Origin of the sequence: Fluviicoccus keumensis (assembly GCF_004217445.1) — a bacterium.
Classification (GTDB): domain Bacteria; phylum Pseudomonadota; class Gammaproteobacteria; order Pseudomonadales; family Moraxellaceae; genus Fluviicoccus; species Fluviicoccus keumensis.
This window is the reverse complement of sequence record NZ_SHKX01000014.1, coordinates 55,291-74,073: the sequence shown is the minus strand read 5'-3', so window position 1 is coordinate 74,073 and position 18,783 is coordinate 55,291. Positions and strand designations below refer to the sequence as shown.

14 protein-coding genes and 1 riboswitch are annotated in these 18,783 nt (G+C 63.2%); of the genes, 10 read left to right on the top strand and 4 right to left on the bottom strand.

Annotated features, from left to right (window positions below):
* Positions 1 to 89 precede the first annotated feature (89 nt).
* The 4 genes from EV700_RS13610 (at position 90) to EV700_RS13595 (ending at position 5,729) form a co-directional block, all read left to right on the top strand.
* Complete coding sequence (locus EV700_RS13610) at positions 90 to 1,271, top strand: lipid-transfer protein (protein WP_130414733.1); 1,182 nt, start codon at positions 90 to 92, stop codon at positions 1,269 to 1,271.
* Positions 1,272 to 1,610: 339 nt separating this feature from the next.
* Complete coding sequence (locus tag EV700_RS13605) at positions 1,611 to 2,786, top strand: alpha/beta fold hydrolase (protein ID WP_130414731.1); 1,176 nt, start codon at positions 1,611 to 1,613, stop codon at positions 2,784 to 2,786.
* 20 nt (positions 2,787 to 2,806) lie between these two features.
* Entirely contained in the window at positions 2,807 to 4,498 is a 1,692-nt protein-coding gene (locus tag EV700_RS13600; protein ID WP_130414729.1) for an AMP-binding protein, read from the top strand.
* Between the two features lie 76 nt (positions 4,499 to 4,574).
* Positions 4,575 to 5,729: an MFS transporter gene (locus EV700_RS13595; RefSeq protein WP_130414727.1), complete on the top strand. Its 1,155-nt coding sequence runs from the start codon at positions 4,575 to 4,577 to the stop codon at positions 5,727 to 5,729.
* Positions 5,730 to 5,768: 39 nt separating this feature from the next.
* Here EV700_RS13595 and metF read toward each other — a convergent pair whose 3' ends face one another.
* The 3 genes from metF to EV700_RS13580 form a co-directional block, all read right to left on the bottom strand.
* Positions 5,769 to 6,608: a methylenetetrahydrofolate reductase [NAD(P)H] gene (metF, locus tag EV700_RS13590; RefSeq protein ID WP_130414725.1), complete on the bottom strand. Its 840-nt coding sequence runs from the start codon at positions 6,606 to 6,608 to the stop codon at positions 5,769 to 5,771.
* 56 nt (positions 6,609 to 6,664) lie between these two features.
* The gene (ahcY, locus tag EV700_RS13585) at positions 6,665 to 8,065 is read right to left on the bottom strand and encodes an adenosylhomocysteinase (protein ID WP_242610272.1); all 1,401 of its coding nucleotides are present in this window, start codon (positions 8,063 to 8,065) and stop codon (positions 6,665 to 6,667) included.
* An 18-nt stretch (positions 8,066 to 8,083) separates the two neighbouring features.
* Positions 8,084 to 8,170, bottom strand: a riboswitch (S-adenosyl-L-homocysteine riboswitch).
* Positions 8,171 to 8,261: 91 nt separating this feature from the next.
* Entirely contained in the window at positions 8,262 to 8,801 is a 540-nt protein-coding gene (locus tag EV700_RS13580) for a YfaZ family outer membrane protein (protein ID WP_165391484.1), read from the bottom strand.
* 195 nt (positions 8,802 to 8,996) lie between these two features.
* Here EV700_RS13580 and EV700_RS13575 point away from each other — a divergent pair, with 195 nt between their 5' ends.
* The 6 genes from EV700_RS13575 (at position 8,997) to EV700_RS13550 (ending at position 16,200) form a co-directional block, all read left to right on the top strand.
* Positions 8,997 to 9,539 carry a TOL_0243 family YfiR-like periplasmic protein gene (locus tag EV700_RS13575; protein WP_130414721.1) on the top strand — a complete coding sequence of 181 codons (543 nt, stop codon included), beginning with the start codon at positions 8,997 to 8,999 and terminating at the stop codon, positions 9,537 to 9,539.
* A gap of 10 nt (positions 9,540 to 9,549) precedes the next feature.
* Positions 9,550 to 11,514: an ATP-binding protein gene (locus EV700_RS13570; protein WP_130414719.1), complete on the top strand. Its 1,965-nt coding sequence runs from the start codon at positions 9,550 to 9,552 to the stop codon at positions 11,512 to 11,514.
* Positions 11,511 to 13,664, top strand: a complete 2,154-nt coding sequence (locus tag EV700_RS13565) for a TonB-dependent receptor plug domain-containing protein (RefSeq protein ID WP_130414717.1) — start codon at positions 11,511 to 11,513, stop codon at positions 13,662 to 13,664. Before EV700_RS13570 ends, EV700_RS13565 begins: the two co-directional genes overlap by 4 nt.
* 56 nt (positions 13,665 to 13,720) lie before the next feature.
* Positions 13,721 to 14,374 carry a class I SAM-dependent methyltransferase gene (locus EV700_RS13560; RefSeq protein WP_130414715.1) on the top strand — a complete coding sequence of 218 codons (654 nt, stop codon included), beginning with the start codon at positions 13,721 to 13,723 and terminating at the stop codon, positions 14,372 to 14,374.
* Positions 14,375 to 14,535: 161 nt separating this feature from the next.
* The gene (glnK, locus tag EV700_RS13555; protein WP_130414713.1) at positions 14,536 to 14,874 is read left to right on the top strand and encodes a P-II family nitrogen regulator; all 339 of its coding nucleotides are present in this window, start codon (positions 14,536 to 14,538) and stop codon (positions 14,872 to 14,874) included.
* A 15-nt stretch (positions 14,875 to 14,889) separates the two neighbouring features.
* A complete protein-coding gene (locus EV700_RS13550) occupies positions 14,890 to 16,200 on the top strand; it encodes an ammonium transporter (protein WP_130414711.1) in 1,311 nt (436 codons plus the stop codon).
* Between the two features lie 58 nt (positions 16,201 to 16,258).
* Here the strand turns inward: EV700_RS13550 and EV700_RS13545 are convergent, their stop codons facing one another.
* Positions 16,259 to 18,778: an ATP-binding protein gene (locus EV700_RS13545; RefSeq protein ID WP_130414709.1), complete on the bottom strand. Its 2,520-nt coding sequence runs from the start codon at positions 18,776 to 18,778 to the stop codon at positions 16,259 to 16,261.
* Positions 18,779 to 18,783: the final 5 nt, after the last annotated feature.

Here is an 18,783-nt window from a genome sequence, read left to right as displayed (position 1 = left end):
GGCAAGCAGCGGTGCTGCTTGAAACCCCGCCTACGCCCCCGGCCTTCTCCCACAAGGGGAGAGGGAGAAATGCCTCAGGAGAAAACATCATGAAACGTCGCGTCAATGTCATCGGTGTCGGGATGACCAAATTCGCCAAGCCCGGCTCCAGCCCGGAATACTTCGAGATGGCCCGCGAGGCCGGTCTCAACGCCCTCAAGGACGCCGGCATTGCCTATGCCGAAGTCCAGCAGGCCTACGCCGGTTATGTCTACGGCGACAGCACCTGCGGCCAGCGGGCCGTCTATGAACTGGGGCTCACCGGCATCCCGGTGGTCAACGTCAACAACAACTGCTCCACCGGCTCCAGCGCGCTGTACCTGGCGCGTCAGGCCATCGAAGGCGGGCTGGCCGAATGCGTGCTCGCCATCGGCTTCGAGAAGATGGAACGCGGCGCGCTGGGCAGCAAGTTCAACGACCGTATCCCGCCCATGGACCAGCATGTGCAGGTGATGATGGATGCCCAAGGCTTCAACTCCGCGCCGCCCGCCGCCCAGATGTTCGGCGGGGCAGGGCGCGAATACCGCTGGCAGTACGGCACCCGCCGCGAAACCTTCGCCAAGATCGCCGCCAAGGCCCGCGTCCACGCCAGCAACAACCCCTTCGCCCTGTTCAACCAGATACTCTCGGTGGAAGAAGTGCTGGCCTCGGAAGACGTCTTCGACCCGCTGACCCGCTTCCAGTGCTGCCCGCCGACTTGCGGCGCGGCCGCCGCCATCCTGTGTTCTGACGAATTCGCCGCCAAGCATGGCATCAAGAATGCGGTCTACATCGCCGCGCAAGCCATGACCACCGACTTCGCCAGCAGCTTCGAACCGCGCAGCATGATCAAGATGATCGGCTACGACATGACCAAGGATGCCGCCCGCCAGGTCTATGAAGCGGCGGGCATCGGCCCGGAAGATATTGATGTCGTCGAACTGCACGACTGCTTCACCGCCAACGAACTGCTGACCTATGAAGGTTTGGGCCTGTGCCCCGAAGGCGGCGCCGAACAATTCATCTGGGACGGCGACAACACCTACGGCGGCAAATACGTCACCAACCCCTCCGGCGGCCTGCTGTCCAAGGGCCACCCGCTGGGCGCCACCGGTCTTGCCCAATGCACCGAACTGGTCTGGCAACTGCGCGGCACCGCGGACAGGCGGCAGGTGGAAGGCGCGCGCATTGCCCTGCAACACAACCTGGGGCTGGGCGGCGCCTGCGTCATCACGATGTACCGCAAGGACTGACTGTCTGCATCTGCTGCGTAGGGTGGGTCGCGACCCGCCGGATGTCTCTGAAAAGAGGCCGGATGGTGGGTCCAGACCCACCCTACACATAGCTACACCCCCAAAAGGCGGTCCGCAGCCAACTGTCCGAGCCACATGTCCGCAAACGAAGGGATGGAAGCAAAGCCTCCAGACAACGAACCGCCCGTCCGCGAGTTGTTGGCGTAGGACGCGGTTTTGCCTCCTTTTGCCAAGACAAAAGGAGGGCCCGCGGCAGGCGGACACCCTGTAAACAAACATCATCGGTGGGTTTCGTACCTCAACCCACCCTACAACCCAAACGTGCAGCAGACCCTCAACATGCAACAATCAACCCATTGGTGGAACACCCTCCCCGACGACTACTACCGCCACACCGTCCCCACCCACCTCGACGCCAAATTCCCCCTCAAGGTCCACGGCTCCGCCGCCATGGACCGCGTCCTGCGCACCGGCCTCGCCGCCATGGTCAGCAGCGCCCTGACCCCGCTGCTGGCCTTCCCGGAAATCCGGCAGCGCGAACTGGACGCCGTCGCCTTCTACGGCGACCTCGCAGCCCTCGGCGACCCGTCCCGCGTATTCCTTGCGCCCCCCGACCATCCGGTCGTGCGCCAGGTCAGCGCCCCGTGGACGGGTTACCGCCCGGCCACCCCGCACCACCACGGCGTCTTCACCAGCGCCTACGAACCCCTGAACCCCGCCGTCCGCGACAGCTACCTTGGCCATGCCGCCAACCGCGAGGTCAGTTTCCAGCACTGGACGCATCCCGGCGGCCCGCGTCCGACCATGATCTTCATCCACGGCTATTTCGCTTCGCCGTACTGGCTGAACAGCCTGATGTTCTCGCTGAAATGGTTCTACGACCAGGGCTTGGATATCGTGCTGGTCACCCAGCCCTTCCACGGCGCGCGCCAGCCGTCGCCCTCGCCGTGGAGCGGCTTCCACTTCCTGGCGCACGGCCTCTGCCACGCCAACGAAGCCATGTTGCAAAGCGTCTTCGATGTCCGCACCCTGATGAATCACCTCTACCGCACCGGCGTGCCCGCCATCGGCGTCTCCGGCCTCAGCCTGGGCGGCTACATTACCGCGCTGTTGGCCAACGCCGACGAGCGGCTGGCCTTCGCCATCCCCAACTCGCCGATGGTGTCGCCGGTGGACATGCTGCTGGAATGGACGCCCAGCGGCGCGCTGCTGCGGAAGATGATTCCCGCCAGCGGTCTGGGCGTCGCCGACTTCCGCCGCCTGCTGGCCATCCACTCGCCGCTGACCTGGCAACCGGTCATTGACCCGCATCGCCTCCTGGTGATCGGCGGGGCAGGGGACCGTTTCACCGCTCCGCGCTATGTGCAGCTCCTGCACAAGCATTGGACAAGGAGCCGCATGCACTGGTTCCCGGGTAACCATGTGTTACATCTGCAGCAAAGACGCTATCTGCGCCTGATGCGGGACTTTATCGGGCAGTCGCTCGGTGATATGGTTGCCCAAAACCCAGAATAACCTGAACAGGATCACAATAAATGAGCAACGCCAACGAACGCGCGACGCAGGTCCATTGCCTGCTGCACTGGGAAAAGCATACCCCCGACAATGTTTACCTGACCCAGCCTTGCGGTAACGGGGTCGTCAAGACATACACGTGGAAGCAGGTTGGCGATGAAGTCCGCCGCATGGCCGCGTATCTGCAATCGCTGAACCTGCCGCCGAAAAGCAACATCGGCCTGCTGGGCCGTAATTCCGCGCACTGGATCATGGCCGACCTCGCCATCTGGATGGCGGGGCATGTCACCGTGCCGCTGTACCCGACCCTGAACGGCGAGACCTTCAGCTACATTCTGGAGCACAGCGACACCGCGCTACTGATGCTCGGCAAGATGGACGGCAAGGCCGACGGCTGGAAGGAGATCGCGCCGGTGCTGCCGGAAGGCTTGCCCATCATCGGCATGCCGCTGTCGCCGAAGCTGAACGTGCCGCAGTGGGATGACATCATCGCCCAGACCGCGCCGCTGACCAATCCCGAGCTGCCCGATCCCGACAGCCTGGCCACCATCGTCTACACGTCCGGCAGCACCGGCCGTCCCAAGGGCGTCATGCACAGCTTCCGCACCATGATCGTCATCATCAACGGCATGGAGTCGATCTGGGGCTTCAGCAACAAGGAACGCATGCTCTCTTACCTGCCGCTGGCGCATGTTGCCGAGCGCGCGGCGGTGGAAACCACCTCGCTCTATTTCGGCTTCCAGGTCTTCTTCTCCGAAGGACTGGATACCTTCCAGCAGGACTTGCAGCGCGCCCAGCCCACCATCTTCTTCTCGGTGCCGCGCCTGTGGACCAAGTTCTACCTGGGCGTGCATGAAAAGCTGCCCGCCAAGAAGCAGAAGATCCTTTTCAATATCCCCATCCTTGGCAGCCTGGTGAAAAAGAAAGTGCTGAAGCAGCTGGGCATGGACCAGGTTCGCGCGGCGCTGACCGGTTCCGCGCCGCTGCCGCCGAACATCATCGCCTGGTACCGCGATCTCGGCCTGGAACTGCTGGATGTCTACGGCATGTCCGAAAACTTCGCCTATTCCCATGCCAGCAAGCCGGGGGAAATGCGTGTCGGCTATGTCGGTTCGGTGAATCCCGGCGTTGAGCACCGTATTGCCGAGAACGGCGAGGTGCAGGTGAAGAGCCCCGGCCAGATGCTGGGCTACTACAAGATGCCGGGCAAGATGGACGAGGAAATGACCGCGGACGGCTACTTCATGACCGGAGATCGCGGCGAGATCGACGAGCGCGGCCGCCTGCGCATCACCGGCCGGGTGAAGGAACTGTTCAAGACCAGCAAGGGCAAGTACGTGGCGCCGGTGCCGATCGAGAACAAGCTCAACAACCATCCCAAGGTGGAAGTGGTGTGCGTCACCGGCCCCAGCGAACCGCAACCCTTCGGCCTGCTGATGCTGTCGCTGGACGCCATCAAGGAGCTGGAGCGTGGCGAAATCGACAAGGAAACCCTGACCCGCGAATTTCACAGCCTGCTGGAAGAAGTGAATCAGTCACTGGAAGATCATGAGGCCATGGATTACGTGGTGGTGGTGAAGGACCAGTGGACCATGGAGAACGGCTTCCTGACGCCGACCATGAAGATCAAGCGCAATGTCATCGAAGAGCGGTACATGCCCAATGCCGGTCACTGGGTGACACGCAAGCAAAAGGTGATCTGGGAGGATTGATACTCCGCCTCAAAAGGGACGACAGGGGTCCGGCATCTGCCATAATCCTGTCGTCCCCGTCCTTCCGAGACTGTCCTTGATTTCCCGCGATACGCGCGCCGCCCTCTGGGCCATTCCCTTCATCTACTTCCTGCTGGTTGCCGCCGAATTCGTGGCGATGACCCATGTCGCCTTCGTGCTCACCCGTCAGGGATTCAGCGCCACCGCCGTCGGTTTTGTCGCCACGCTGATGTGGCTGGGCATTTTCTGCGGCTCGCTGCTCGCCTCCCATGTCACGCCGCGCTTTGGCCGCGAGCGGGTATTCAGGCGGTCGGTGCAGGCGCTGGTGCTGTGCTTCGGGCTGATTGCGCTGGCGCAAGGGTACTGGCCGTGGGCCTTGCTGGGCTGGCTGCTGGGCGTGGTGGTGGGGGTCATCTGGGTGACGGGGGAGGCCTGGCTGGCCGAGATCGCACCGCCGGACCGGCGCGGTTTCTACGTCGGCCTGTTCGAGACTTGTGTCGGCATCGGCATGATGACCGGGCCGGTGCTGCTGGCGCTGATCGACCGTGTTGGCGGACCGCCATTCTGGGTAGCTTTCGGCATGGGCCTGGCGACGTTGGCCGCCGGTCGCTGGCTGCCGCACGTCGCCCCGGCGGGTGAGTGTTTGGAAACGACATCCGAAAACGCCTCCGACACCCCTTGGAAAGGCCTGGTGGCCGGCATCGCCGGGGTGTCGCTGATCAGCGGCCTGCTGGAAAGCGGCAGCGCCTCGATGCTGCCCGGCCTCAGCCTGCGCTTGGGTTTCTCCGTGCAGGAAGCCGCCTGGCTCGGAGCCGTGATCGGGGCGGGCAGCGCCTTGCTGCAAACCCCGGCGGGACATCTCAGCGACCGCTGGGGCCTGTTCCGCATCGAAACCGCCTGCTGGAGCCTGCTGACACTGGTATCGGCCGGGTTATGGGCCTGGGGCGCGCAGCTGTGGTGGATGCTGTGGCTGACCGGCTTTGTCTTTGGCGGCATGGGCGGGGTGATCTACACGCTGGCGATGGTCGAACTGGGGCACAAGCTGCAGGGCAAGGCGCTGGTGCGCGCGACCTCGGTGCTGGTGGTCTGCTATACGGCGGGCAGTGCGTCGGGGCCGGTCATGGGCGGCTGGTTGTTCGACCGGGGCGGTCTGGCCTGGCTGGCGGTTGGCTTGGGAACAACGGCCGTCATGGGGTTGGGCGTGAACGTGTGGCGCGGAGTCCGGGAGTAGGGGCGCAAGGCATGCACCCCTCCGGACAGCCGCTGCTTGTCAGGCCAAGCCGCTCAGTTTCACCAGGCGCGTCGTCGCCTCGCTCTGGTTCATGGTGTAGAAGTGGAAAGCCGGGGCGCCGCCCTGGATCAGCTCCTCGATCAGCCGCGCCACCACGGTTTCGCCCAATGCCTTGATGCTGGCGCTGTCGTCGCCGTAGGCCAGCAGCTGCTTGCGCAGCCAGCGCGGAATGTCCGCGCCGCAGCTGTCCGAGAACCGGATCAGGTTGGAGGCGTTGGTGATGGGCATGATGCCGGGAATGACCGGAATGGTCACCCCTGCACGCGCCAGCCGGTCCATGAAGTGCCAGTAGGCGTCGGCGTTGAAGAAGAACTGGGTGATGGCGCTGTCCGCCCCGGCCTGCGCCTTGGCGATGAAGTTGCGCAGGTCTGCTTCGTAACTGTCAGCCTGGGGATGCATCTCCGGATAGGCCGCCACTTCAATGTGGAAATGGTCGCCGCTGTGCTCGCGCACAAAGGCCACCAGATCGCGGGCATAGGGCAGTTCGCCCAGCGTCATCTGCCCGGAGGGCAGGTCGCCGCGCAAGGCCACCAGGCGGTTGATGCCCTTGGCCTTGTAACCGTCCAGCAGGCCGGCCAGTGCGGCCTTGGAGTCGCCGATGCAGGAGAGGTGGGGGGCGATCGGCGCGGGACCGATGGCCTGCAGGTCGAACACCGTGCTCAGCGTGCGTTCGCGGGTGGAGCCGCCCGCACCGTAGGTCACGGAAAAATACTGGGGGTTCAGCGCCGACAGTTGCTGGTGCACGGTCAGCAGTTTCTCCGCTCCTTCGGGCGTCTTCGGCGGGAAGAACTCGAAGGAAATGGGAATGTTTCTGGACATGATGGAATCCTGGGCAAGCGGGCCGCCGCGCTTGGCGGCCCGCTTCCGTCTGTAGCTTAGTACTTGTACGTATCCGGCTTGTACGGTCCGTCCACATTCACGCCGATGTACTCGGCCTGGGTCGGGGTCAGGCGCGTCAGCACGCCGCCGAAACCGGCGACCATGGCGGCGGCCACTTCCTCGTCCAGTTTCTTCGGCAGCACTTCCACCTTCAGCATCCCGGCCTTGACGGCGTCGGAGTGGTTGGCGAACTTCTGCTCGTAAAGGTACATCTGCGCCAGCACCTGGTTGGCGAAGGAGCCGTCCATGATGCGCGACGGGTGGCCGGTGGCGTTGCCCAGGTTGACCAGGCGGCCTTCGGACAGCAGCAGCAGGTAATTCGGGCTGGACGGGTCCAGCTTCGAATTCGGCGAAGTGCGGTAAACCTTGTGCACCTGCGGCTTCACTTCTTCCCACAGCCAGTTTTCACGCATGTAGGCGGTGTCGATTTCGGTGTCGAAGTGGCCGATGTTGCAGACCACCGCGCCGTTCTTCAACGCGCCCAGCATGGCGGCGTCGCAGACATTGGTGTTGCCGGTGGTGGTCACCAGCAGGTCGGTTTCACCCAGCAGGCGGGTGTCGATGTCGGCGGCCTTGCCGGTGTTGATGCCGTTCAGGTACGGCGACACCACTTCATAGCCGTCCATGCAGGCCTGCATGGCGCAGATCGGGTCGACTTCGGTAACGCGCACGATCATGCCTTCCTGACGCAACGACTGCGCGGAGCCCTTGCCCACGTCGCCATAGCCGATCACCAGCGCGCGGCGTCCGGCCATCAGCATGTCGGTGCCGCGCTTGATGGCGTCGTTCAGCGAGTGGCGGCAGCCGTACTTGTTGTCGTTCTTCGATTTGGTGACCGAGTCGTTGACGTTGATGGCCGGGACCTTCAGCGTGCCTTTCTTCCACATTTCGATCAGGCGGTGCACGCCGGTGGTGGTTTCCTCGGTGATGCCGTGGATGCGGTCCAGCATCTGCGGATACTTTTCGTGGACGATCCAGGTCACGTCGCCGCCGTCATCCAGGATCATGTTGGCGTCCCAAGGCTGGCCATCTTTCAGCACAGTCTGCTCGATGCACCACCAGAATTCTTCCTCGGTTTCCCCCTTCCAGGCGAACACGGGAATACCGGCGGCGGCAATGGCGGCGGCGGCCTGGTCCTGCGTGGAGAAGATGTTGCACGAAGACCAGCGCACTTCCGCGCCCAGTTCCACCAGCGTCTCGATCAGCACGGCGGTCTGGATGGTCATGTGGATGCAGCCGATGATCTTGGCGCCGGCCAGCGGCTTGGCGGCAGCATACTTGCGGCGCAAGCCCATCAGGGCGGGCATTTCGGCTTCGGCGAGGATGATTTCCTTGCGGCCCCAGTCGGCCAGGGCAATATCGGCAACCTTGTAGTCGCCAACGGTTGTCATAGTCATGACAAGACTCCATTGAGGTAGAGGCGGGTGTCGTTGGCAACTGTATGAAGTGATTCGCCGAGCCTGGCAGCCTTTGCAGCGGCTGTTGCAGCACCCCTCGGGAACGGTGGAGAGTTTAGCGTAGGGGGAAGGGGTGACGCAATGGCGGAAGGGTGGAAGCCCTCCCCGGGCGGGGAGGGCCGGATGCGGCCTGGGCTTAGAAGTGGAACTCGCCGCCGACCATCAATCCATCATACAGGTCGACATTCTTGCGCTTGTCATAGTCGGCCTGGTTGTTGCGGTAACCGGCATAACCGGTCAGCTGGTCGCTGAAGGCGTATTCGCCGCGCAGTTCGAATTCCTGGTAGTTCTTCATGTCACCGAAGGACAGGACATTCGGTGCAAAGTACAGCGACCCGGCGATGCTGACCTTGCGGTTGGCGGGCGGGGTGAAACGCAGTCCGCCGCCGACAGCGACGGCGGTGCCGTCTTCCAGAACGTCATGCTGCTGGAACACGGCCTTGCCGCCGATGATGGCGTCCAAATCGTTGCTCAGTTTTTGCGTCAGGTTGATGCCGCCGGTAAAGGTGTTGCCCAGATCCTTGACATGCACCCAGGCGAAATCCGCAGTGTAGTTCTTGGCAAAACCGTGGCTATAGTTCAGGCGCAGGGCGTCATTGTTCAAGTCGAGCGACAGCGAATCCGCAAAAACGGGGCTGGCGATCAGGGTGACGAGGGCAAGAAGCTTGGCTTTCATGCGGTTCTCCAGAAGTTTCAGAAAAGTTACCCTGCCTTTATAGCGGCTTCGGGGTCTCATGGCTGTAATGTTTGGTTACAGGTTTGTGCCTGCCGTGCAATAGTTCACGGAGCCGGGACGAGCGTTTGACAAGCCCGGAGGCTCCCGCCTAGTATGGCTTGCAAGAACTAGAAAAAGTCTCCTGAGAATCCCGATATGGAATATCGCCGCCCGCCGGTGATCAAGTCGTACCTGCTGGGCATCTGCCTGGCTTTCGGCGTTTCCGCATCGACGCTGGCCGGGCCGGACGAGTCCGAGATCAAGGCCGCCTTCATTTACAATTTCGCCAAATTTGTGGAGTGGCCCGCCGAGTCCTTCGAGCGGGCCGACTCTCCCATTGACCTTTGCCTGAGCGGCCATGACAGCGTCGAAGCGGAACTGCGGCAGCTGGAAGGCCGCGAGGCCCAGGGTCGCAAGCTGCATGTCCGGACACTGGCGGGCGGTGAGGACCGCAGCGGTTGCAAGATCCTGTATCTGGCCGGGCCCGATAATCCGCAGCAAAGCGCGCTGTTGCAGGCGCTGGGCAACGATGCCGTGCTGACCGTGGCTGACCGGCGCGATTTCGGGCGGCAAGGCGGCATCATCAGCCTTTTTGTCGAGGGCAGCCGGGTCCAGTTTGCCGTGAACCTGGCGCCGGCGCAGTCGCGGGGGCTGAAATTCAGCGCCCGTCTCCTTCAACTGGCCCGCGTGCCGCGATGAGGGAGGCTGCATGAACCGTCTGACCCAGCTCCCCCTTCACCAGAAGCTCCGTCGCATCCTGCTGTGGAGCGCCGGCTCGTCCTTGCTGCTGGCCTGGCTGGCCTTCGCCGTCATTTCCGTGGTCAAGCTGCACGGCGACACTCATCTGCGCCTGTCGACGCTGGCGCATATCACGACCTACAACACGCAGGCGGCGCTCACTTTCAACGACACCCAGGAAACCGCCAATGTGCTGGGCTCGCTGCAGAGCGACGCCAGCCTGGTCTATGCCTGTGTCCTGAAAACCGGCGGCATTCCCTTCGCCGAATGGTCGCGTCAGCCGGTCAAGACGCCCTTGTCCCGCTGTACCGACCGGCCGGACAACCGTAATGACTGGCTGGCCGGGCAGGTGCATCTGCGCGAGCCGATCCTGCTGGAAAACGAACAGATCGGCTACCTGCACCTGGATGCCGATATCCGGCCCGTCTGGCGCGAATTGGGCGTCTACATGACCATCCTGGCGCTGCTGGCCTTGCTGGCGCTGGTGTTGGCGGCGCTGCTGGGGTTGCGGCTGGGAGCGGTGGTGACGGGGCCGATCCTGGACCTGGCGCGCACGGCCGAGGAAGTGTCCAGTCAGAAGAATTACGCCCTGCGGGCCGTATTCAGCGGCAATGATGAGGTTGGCCATCTGGTCGATTGCTTCAACGAAATGCTGGAGCAGATCGAGGCGCGCGACCATGAACTGAAGTTGCACCGCGAGGGGCTGGAACAGCTGGTGGCGCAACGGACCGACGAATTGAAGCACGCCAAGGAAGCGGCCGAAACGGCCAGTCGCGCCAAATCGCAGTTCCTGGCGACCATGAGCCACGAAATCCGCACGCCGATGAACGGCATGCTGGGGATGTCCGAGTTGTTGCTGGGCACCCGGCTGGACAGCACCCAGCGCCGCTATGTCGAAACCATTTACGGCTGCGGCGAGGCGTTGCTGGCCATTCTCAACGACATTCTGGACTTCTCGAAGATCGAGGCCGGACATCTGGTGCTGGAGTCGCTGGATTTCGATCCGGTGCAGGTGGTGGACGATGTCGTCAGCCTGCTGGGCGAACCTGCGCACCGCAAGGGACTGGTGCTGGTGCGTGAAGTCATGCCCGACGTGCCGCACCGGTTGGCGGGAGATCCCAACCGTTTGCGGCAGATCCTGATCAACCTGGTCAGCAATGCCCTGAAGTTCACCGAGCACGGGCAGATCACCCTGTCGCTGACAGCTCCGGAAGGACGCCTGCCAACCCTGGAATTCCAGGTGCGCGATACCGGCATCGGGATCAACGAGAAAATGCAGGCGCAACTGTTCCAGCCCTTCGTTCAGGCCGACAGCTCGCACGCCCGCCGTTACGGCGGCACCGGTCTGGGGCTGGCGATCGTGCGGCAACTGGTGGAAATGATGGACGGCACCATCCGCCTCACCAGTCATGAAGGCGAGGGCAGCGTGTTCACCATCCGCGTCAGGCTGGCGCCGCCGCAATCGGATGCGCCGCTGATTGATCCGCACTCCAGCAGCGGCCGCTTCATTGCCTACGAGCCGGCGGAACAGTTCAAGGGCTACAAGCTGCTGCTGGCCGAGGATACGCCGACGAACCAGGAAGTGATGCGGGCCATGCTGGGCGGCATGGGTTGCGAGGTGGACGTGGTGTCCAACGGTCGCGAAGCGCTGCAGGCCATGCAGCGTCATCGCTACGATCTGGTGCTGATGGATTGCCAGATGCCGGAAATGGATGGTTTTGAAGCCACGCGCCTGTATCGCGCCTTCGAGCAGGATCGCGGCATGGCCCCGTTGCCCATTCTGGCGGTTACCGCCAGCGTCCTGGCTGAAGAGCGCATGGCCTGCCTGGAATCCGGCATGAATGACATCCTGGCCAAACCGTTCAAGCGCCATGAACTGCGCACGTTGCTGGATCAGTGGCTGCGTCCGCCTGCTGCCCGGAAGCTGCGGAAATGAAACGGTTAAAGGCGAGACGCGGGGTCTGCCGGGCCTCCGTCCTGTTGCTGGCCTTGTCAGCCGGTTCCGTGCGGGCTGAGGAGGTCTCCTCGCTATTCGATTTGTCACTGGAGTCCCTGATGGAACTTCAGGTGTCGGTGGCTTCCCCCTTTGAAAGCAATGTCGCCACGACGGCCGCCTCGGTCTCGGTCCTGCGTCCCGCCGATTGGGAGCGCCGGGGCGCCCGCACGGTTGAAGAGGCGCTGGAGCAGATTCCCTCCGTAGCGACGTACGCCTCGCTGAATTCCGCACGGATGGTGGCGGTGCGCGGCTACGCCAACGAGATATCCGTCCGCGGGCTGGCCACGCAGCTGGACGGTGTGCCGCTCAACAACTACAGCTACGCCACCAGCGCCTATGACCTGCCGTTCCTGTCGCCAGCCCTGTTGGGCGGCATCGAAATGATTCGCGGTCCGGGCAGTACGCTTTATGGTACTGATGCCTTTCACGGCGTTCTGGCGCTGACTACCGGACCGGATACCGGCCCCGGCGGTTTGGCGCGCCTCGCGGCCGGCAGTTATGGCGACGGCGTGGCGGCGGTGAATGGCTTTCACGCGGCGGGCGGAGCCACGCTTCGGGGCGGGGCGGCGCTGACCCGGCATGGCGATCGTTCACTGGACTACACCTACCACGACCCGGCCTCGGGGCAGCCCGCCACGGGTGAACGCCGGGATGCCGAAAACGATCATGCCGCCTATCTTCATGCGGATTTCGGCGATCGCGAGGAGAAGGGCGGTCTCCTGAAAATCAACCTGTTCGCCGATGACTATCAAAGCAGCCGCTTCCCGGGCGTGGGCAGGCAGTTTTATCCGCCGCTGCAGCAGAAGATGGCCTTGCAGAGCCTGAGCCTGGCGGCGGATCGCGATACCGGCGACCAGAAATCCTCGTTCGGCATGCTGGGCCTGTCCTGGCAGCGGCGGCTGGGTGAGTCCCTGGCGCTGGAGCTGGATGCCTGGCACTGGCAAGCCGAGCAGACCTGGCATTTTGATTTCACGGCCTACCCCACCAGCTTCATGACCACCGGCGGTACGGTCCAGGCGTGTCGCACCAGCCTGACCCAGGCGAATGTGCTGCCCACATTCTGTCCGCACGATATTTATCAGGGCACCCGCGACCAACGCACCGGGGTCAAGGTCATGCTGACCGAGGAGGACCGCCGGGCGATGACGGTATGGGCCGTCGGGGTCGGTAAGGACTGGCAGCGGGTGGACGATGCCTTCGTGCAACGCATCGGTGTCGGCGGTCAGCCCTATGTGGATATCCATACCCCGTTCAGCGGCACCGGACGTCAGATCAACTACCTGTTTGTCCATGCCCGCAGTGCGCTTGGCGAGCGCTTGAGCGCGGTTTACGGGGCCCGCGTCGATCAGTACTCCGATGCCGGTACAGCGACCTCGCCGCGGCTGGGGCTGGTTTGGCAGGGCGGCATCCATTGGGCGGGCAAGCTGCTCTACAACGAGGCGTTCCGGGCGCCCAGCGCGGCGGAGCGTTACGGCTCCGGTCCCGGTTCGCAGCAGATGGCGAATCTGGACATCCAGCCGGAGACCATCCGTACGCTGGAGTGGATCTGGCAGTATTACCGCACCGGCCAGGATACCGAACTGACGCTGTATCGCAGCCGCTGGGAAGACGGCATCGTCCTGAATCCGGTCACGCAGACGGTCAGCCAGTACCAGAATACCGGCGTGAATCAGGCCTGGGGCATCGAGCTGAGCCACAGCCGTCACTGGCGCGACTGGAACTTCGGCGGCAACGTGTCGTACACCCGCAGCCGGAACAACAATACCGGCCTGGAATACGCCGCCTTTCCCCGCTACCTGTTGAACCTGACCGCCGGCCGTGATTGGGAGCGCTGGCAATGCCAGCTGGTGCAGCGTATCCAGCTGGACCGGACGATGACGGACAGCCTGGCGAACCTGCCGGTACAGGATGCACCGGACTACTGGCGCACCGACCTGCATCTGGAGCGCCGTTTTGACCGCCACCGCGTTTGGCTGGATATTCGCAACCTGTTTGACCGCCAGAATATCGTGCCGTCGCTTTATAACGCCGAAGGCGGCATTCCCGATGAGGGGCTGAGCGCCCGTCTGGGCAGCGAATGGCAGTGGTAACGCCGCGCCGTTTCCGGTTTAGAATCCGCGCCTTTCCGCGTTGACGAGTCCGTCCGATGAATCACCCCCTGGAACTGGAACAAAGCCTGCGCCGGACCCTGATGTCCGCCCGGCTGGAAGCCCTGGATCTGCCCGGCCTGCCGGAAATCCGGTTATGGCTGCTGAATCCGGATTATCCCCGCACCCCGATGTCGCCGGAGGAAATGCAGGCGATCTGGCAAGAGCCCGCGTACTGGATATTCTGCTGGGCCTCGGGGCTGGCGATGGCGCGCTGGATTCTGGATCACCCGGAAACGGTGCGCGGCAAGCGCGTGCTGGATTTCGGCGCGGGTTCGGGCGTGGTTGGCGTGGCGGCGGCCATGGCCGGTGCGGCGGAAGTGATTGCCTGTGATATTGATCCGCTGGCGTTGTCGGCCTGTCAGGCGAATGCCGCGTTGAACGGCGTTTCCTTCACGCTGCTGGATGACTTCTTTGCCCTCGCCGAGCCTGTCGACGTGCTGTTGGCGGCGGATGTGCTCTACGACTTGTCCAACCGCTTTTTCCTGGATGAGTTTCTCGCCCGGGCCAGACAGGTGCTGGTCGCGGATTCGCGCGTGAAAAACTTCGACCATCCGGCCTATGAACCGCGGGGCGAAATAAGCGCCACCACGTGGCCGGACCTGGACGAATTCGATGAATTCCGTACCGTGCGCTTCTATGCCAGTCGCTAGTCTCCCAATGCTTCGCACCATACTGGTGCAAATTGGGATTTCCGGGTGCATTCTGTCACGAATGGCGCGACAGCCGCGCCGACTCGGTGTATAAATTCGCCTTTTGGCAAACCCCTCGCCATTTTGTCCCCCGATTCAAGCAACCATAGAGGTCTGGAACCATGAAAATGGTCACTGCGGTAATTAAGCCCTTCAAGCTGGATGATGTCCGTGAAGCCCTGTCCGAAATCGGCGTCACCGGCCTGACCGTCACCGAGGTCAAGGGTTTCGGCCGCCAGAAGGGTCACACCGAACTGTATCGCGGTGCGGAATACGTCGTTGATTTCGTGCCCAAAGTCCGTCTGGACCTGGCGGTGAAGGATGCGGATCTGGATCAGGTGATTGACGTGATCTGCCGCGTCGCCGGCACCGGCAAGATTGGCGATGGCAAGATTTTCGTGACCGCGCTGGAGCAGGTCGTCCGCATCCGGACGGGCGAAACCAACGAATCCGCGATCTGACCGGGAGAGTTGCCGATGCTTTCCCGTCGCTCGCTGGCCGCGACCCTGCTGATGCTGTCGCCGGCCGCCTTTGCGGATACCGCGCCCGCGCTTAACGGCGGCAATACCGCCTGGATTCTCACCGCGACCGCGCTGGTGCTGTTCATGACCCTGCCGGGTCTGGCGCTGTTCTATGGCGGCCTGGTGCGCACCAAGAACGTGCTCTCGATCCTGATGTCCTGTTTCGCCATTGCCTCGTCGGTCAGCCTGCTGTGGCTGATCGCCCTGTATTCCCTGACCTTCACCAGCGGCGGCGACGCCAATGACTGGATCGGCGGCGCTACCCGGCTGATGATGGCGGGCATGGGCAAGGAGTCGATGACCGGCGATATTCCGGAAGTGGTGTTCGCCGCCTTCCAGATGACCTTTGCGATCATTACTCCCGCCCTGATCATCGGTGCCTTCGCCGAGCGCATGAAGTTCTCGGCGATGCTGATCTTCAGCGTGCTGTGGACCATTGCGGTGTATGTGCCGGTGGCCCACTGGGTGTGGGGCGGGGGATATTTCTTCCGCAACGGCCTGATTGATTTTGCGGGCGGTACGGTGGTGCACATCACGGCGGGCGTCAGCGCGCTGGTAGCGGCGCTGGTGCTGGGTACGCGCAAGGGCTTCGGCAAGGTCGGCATGCCGCCGCACAACCTGACCATGACCGTCACTGGCGCGGGCATGCTCTGGGTGGGCTGGTACGGCTTCAACGCCGGCTCCGCGCTGGCAGCCAACGGTGCGGCGGGCATGGCGCTGATGGTGACGCATATCGCCGCCTCCGCCGGAGCGCTGACCTGGATGACCTGTGAGTGGGTGAAGTTCGGCAAGCCCTCAGTGCTGGGGATTGTGACCGGCATGGTGGCGGGTCTGGGCACCATCACCGGTGCGGCCGGAGTGACCGGTCCCGGCGGCGCGCTGGTGATCGGCGTGCTGGCGGGCGTCATCTGCTTCCTGATGACCAACCTGATCAAGAAGACGCTGAAGATCGACGATTCGCTGGATGTATTCCCGGTGCACGGCGTCGGCGGCATTCTCGGGACTTTCCTGGCGGGCATTTTTTGCAGCCCGAACCTGGGCGTGTTCTCCGGGCTCGGCTTCGCGGCCGGTCATGCCAGCATCGGCAGCCAGCTTGGCATCCAGGTGCTGGGTATTGTCGTGATCGGCGGTTATTCCGCCGTGCTGACCTGGGTGTTGCTGAAAGTGACCGGCGCCATGACCGGCGGCCTGCGCGTGACCTCGGATGAGGAACGGGAAGGTCTGGATCTGGTGTTGCACGAAGAGCGGGGTTACGACCTCAACTGAGGTCAGGCCCGGTTCAGGAAAACGCCGTCCTTGTGACGGCGTTTTTTATGGGCTGCGTTCAGACCGCCAGCCACCGGCTGAGCGCGGCGGTCAGCGCCGAGATGGTGATGGGCTTGCTGAGGTAGGCGTCCATGCCCGCGCTGAGGCAACGGTCGGCGTCGCCGCGCATGGCGTTGGCGGTCAGCGCCACGATCGGCAGCGGCGTCATGCCCCGCTCCCGTTCAATTTCCCGCCAACGCTTCGTGGCCTCGAAGCCATCCAGCACCGGCATCTGGCAATCCATCAGGATCAGATCCCAGCGGCTGTCCTCTTCCAGCCGGGCCAACGCCTCTTCCCCGTTGCGGCAGGTCCGGGCCTTGATACCCAGTTTTTTCAACATCGCCACCACCACCTGCTGGTTCACGGGATTGTCTTCCACCACCAGCACGCGGGCATCGGGGCGCAGGGCTTTGGCGCCCGCAGCGGCAGACTCTTCGGCGGAGGAGTTATGGCTTTGCGGCAGCGGGAAGTCCAGGTCGAACCAGAAGTGTGCGCCTTGCTCGGGCTCACTGTAGCAATGGATTTCCCCGCCCATCAGCGAAATCAGGTGACGGCAGATGGTCAGGCCGAGGCCGGTGCCCCCGTAGCGCCGGGTGGTGGAGTTGTCGGCCTGCATGAACGGCTTGAAGATGTTGGACTGCTGGTCGAGTGAAAGCCCGATGCCGGTATCAATGACGTGGAAATGCAGGCGAACGGATTCGGCGCACAGGTCGCTGACGGTAATGCTGAGGGTGACGCTGCCGATATCGGTGAACTTGATGGCGTTGCTGATCAGGTTCAGCAGTACCTGTTTGACCCGGTCCGCGTCACCGATAATGACCTCGGGCAGGTCGCTGGGCAGGCCGGAGTCCAGATCAATATCCTTCTGCGCCGCAATCGGTTGCAGCAATGACAGAATTTCGCCAATCAGGTCGCGGATGCGGAAGGGATGGTGCTCGATCGGGAATTTCCCGGCTTCAATCCGCGACAGGTCCAGGATGTCATTGAGGATTTTCAGCAGCGTCCCGGCTGAACTTTGCAGGGTGCGGGCGTATTCGGCCTGCTCGGGGTTAAGCGGGGTTTCCTGCAGCAGGTTGGCCATGCCCACCACGCCGTTCATCGGCGTGCGGATCTCGTGGCTCATCGTGGCGAGGAAGTCGCTCTTGGCGCGGCTGGCTTTTTCGGCTTCATCCTTGGCCAGTCGCAGCGCTTCTTCGGCGTTACGGCGGTCGGTGATGTCATCAATGGTGCCCGCCATGCCCGAGCCATGAGAGGCGTCCTCATGCACGCGGACCAACCGGATCTGCACCCAGCTGTCGCTGTCTTCGGCCAGCCGGAACTCGCCGCTGGCCGGGTTTTCATTGCGCAGCGCTTCTTGCCACAGTTTTTCCAGCGCTGGCCGGTCGGTTTCGGTCAGGATGGCCGACAGCCGGATGTCGAGTTTGCTGATGCCGGCAATATGCTGGAATGTCGGATTGGCCCAGACGATTTCGGCATTCTCGTCGCACAGGAATACGCCGGAGGGCACGGCGTCGCTGAGGGCGTTGCGCAGCGACAGGTTCCGGTTGAGCGCGGTGCGGATATTCCGGGTGCTGAACAGCCAGATGGCGTCGACCAGCGCGCCGGTCAGCCAGATCAGGACCAGCCAGAAGGCGATACGCTTGTTGAGGTCATGGGTTTCCCGGTAGAGCCAGGACTTGCGGCTGAGGATATGCACCTGCCAGCCGTAATCGAGCGGGGTCTGGTAGTCGGACCAGTTTTCAGCCGCGGGAAGCCGCTGGATCGGCGTGTTGGCGCTCAGGTCGAGCAGGCTTTTGACACCGTGCCGCCGCTCCTGTTCCGCCTGGACCAGCGATGCCGCGTCGGGGTGGGCCAGCATATGCGAGCCATAAGTCAGGTAAACGGTTTCCTGCTGGGGAGTGCTCAGGGACCGGACCAGGCTGTCGAGCTGCGGCAGCACCATGTCCACCGAAACCACGCCCAGCACCGGGTGGGGAGCGGGAGGGAAGGATTTGCCGCAGGACAGATAGACCAGGCCATTGTCCCAGTACGGCGGCGTACAGCGCAGCCGGCCGTTGCCGGTCATGAACAGCCGGTACCATTCCTGGTCGGTATATTGGTAGAGCGGCGTCATCCACTCCCGCGTAATCCGGGGAACGCCGGTTTCATCGTAATGGACATAAGGGCCGTAGCCGTCAGGAAATCCCGGCACCACACCGGGCCGATGCCACAGGCCCATGCCATAAACCTGTTGCGGCGGCGAGGCGCTCAGCAGCTTGACCAGCAAGCTTTCGGTTTGCGCCGGATCGCCCGGTTTTTCACCGGCCAGGGCCGCCAGGCTGTGCACCTGCTGGTGGACCAGCGCAAAGCGCACCGCCAGTTCGCCTTCAACTTGCCGGGCGATATCCTGGCGGTGACGGGCCACTTGCTGTTTCTGGCGTTCAATTTCAGGCTGGTAAGCGAGAATGACCGCGATGGTCGCCGAAAGGCAAAGACCCGCCAGCACCAGTCCGGTCGTACTTCGGGGGTATTGGTGCAGCAGGCGGGTGGTTAGCCTCACAATTG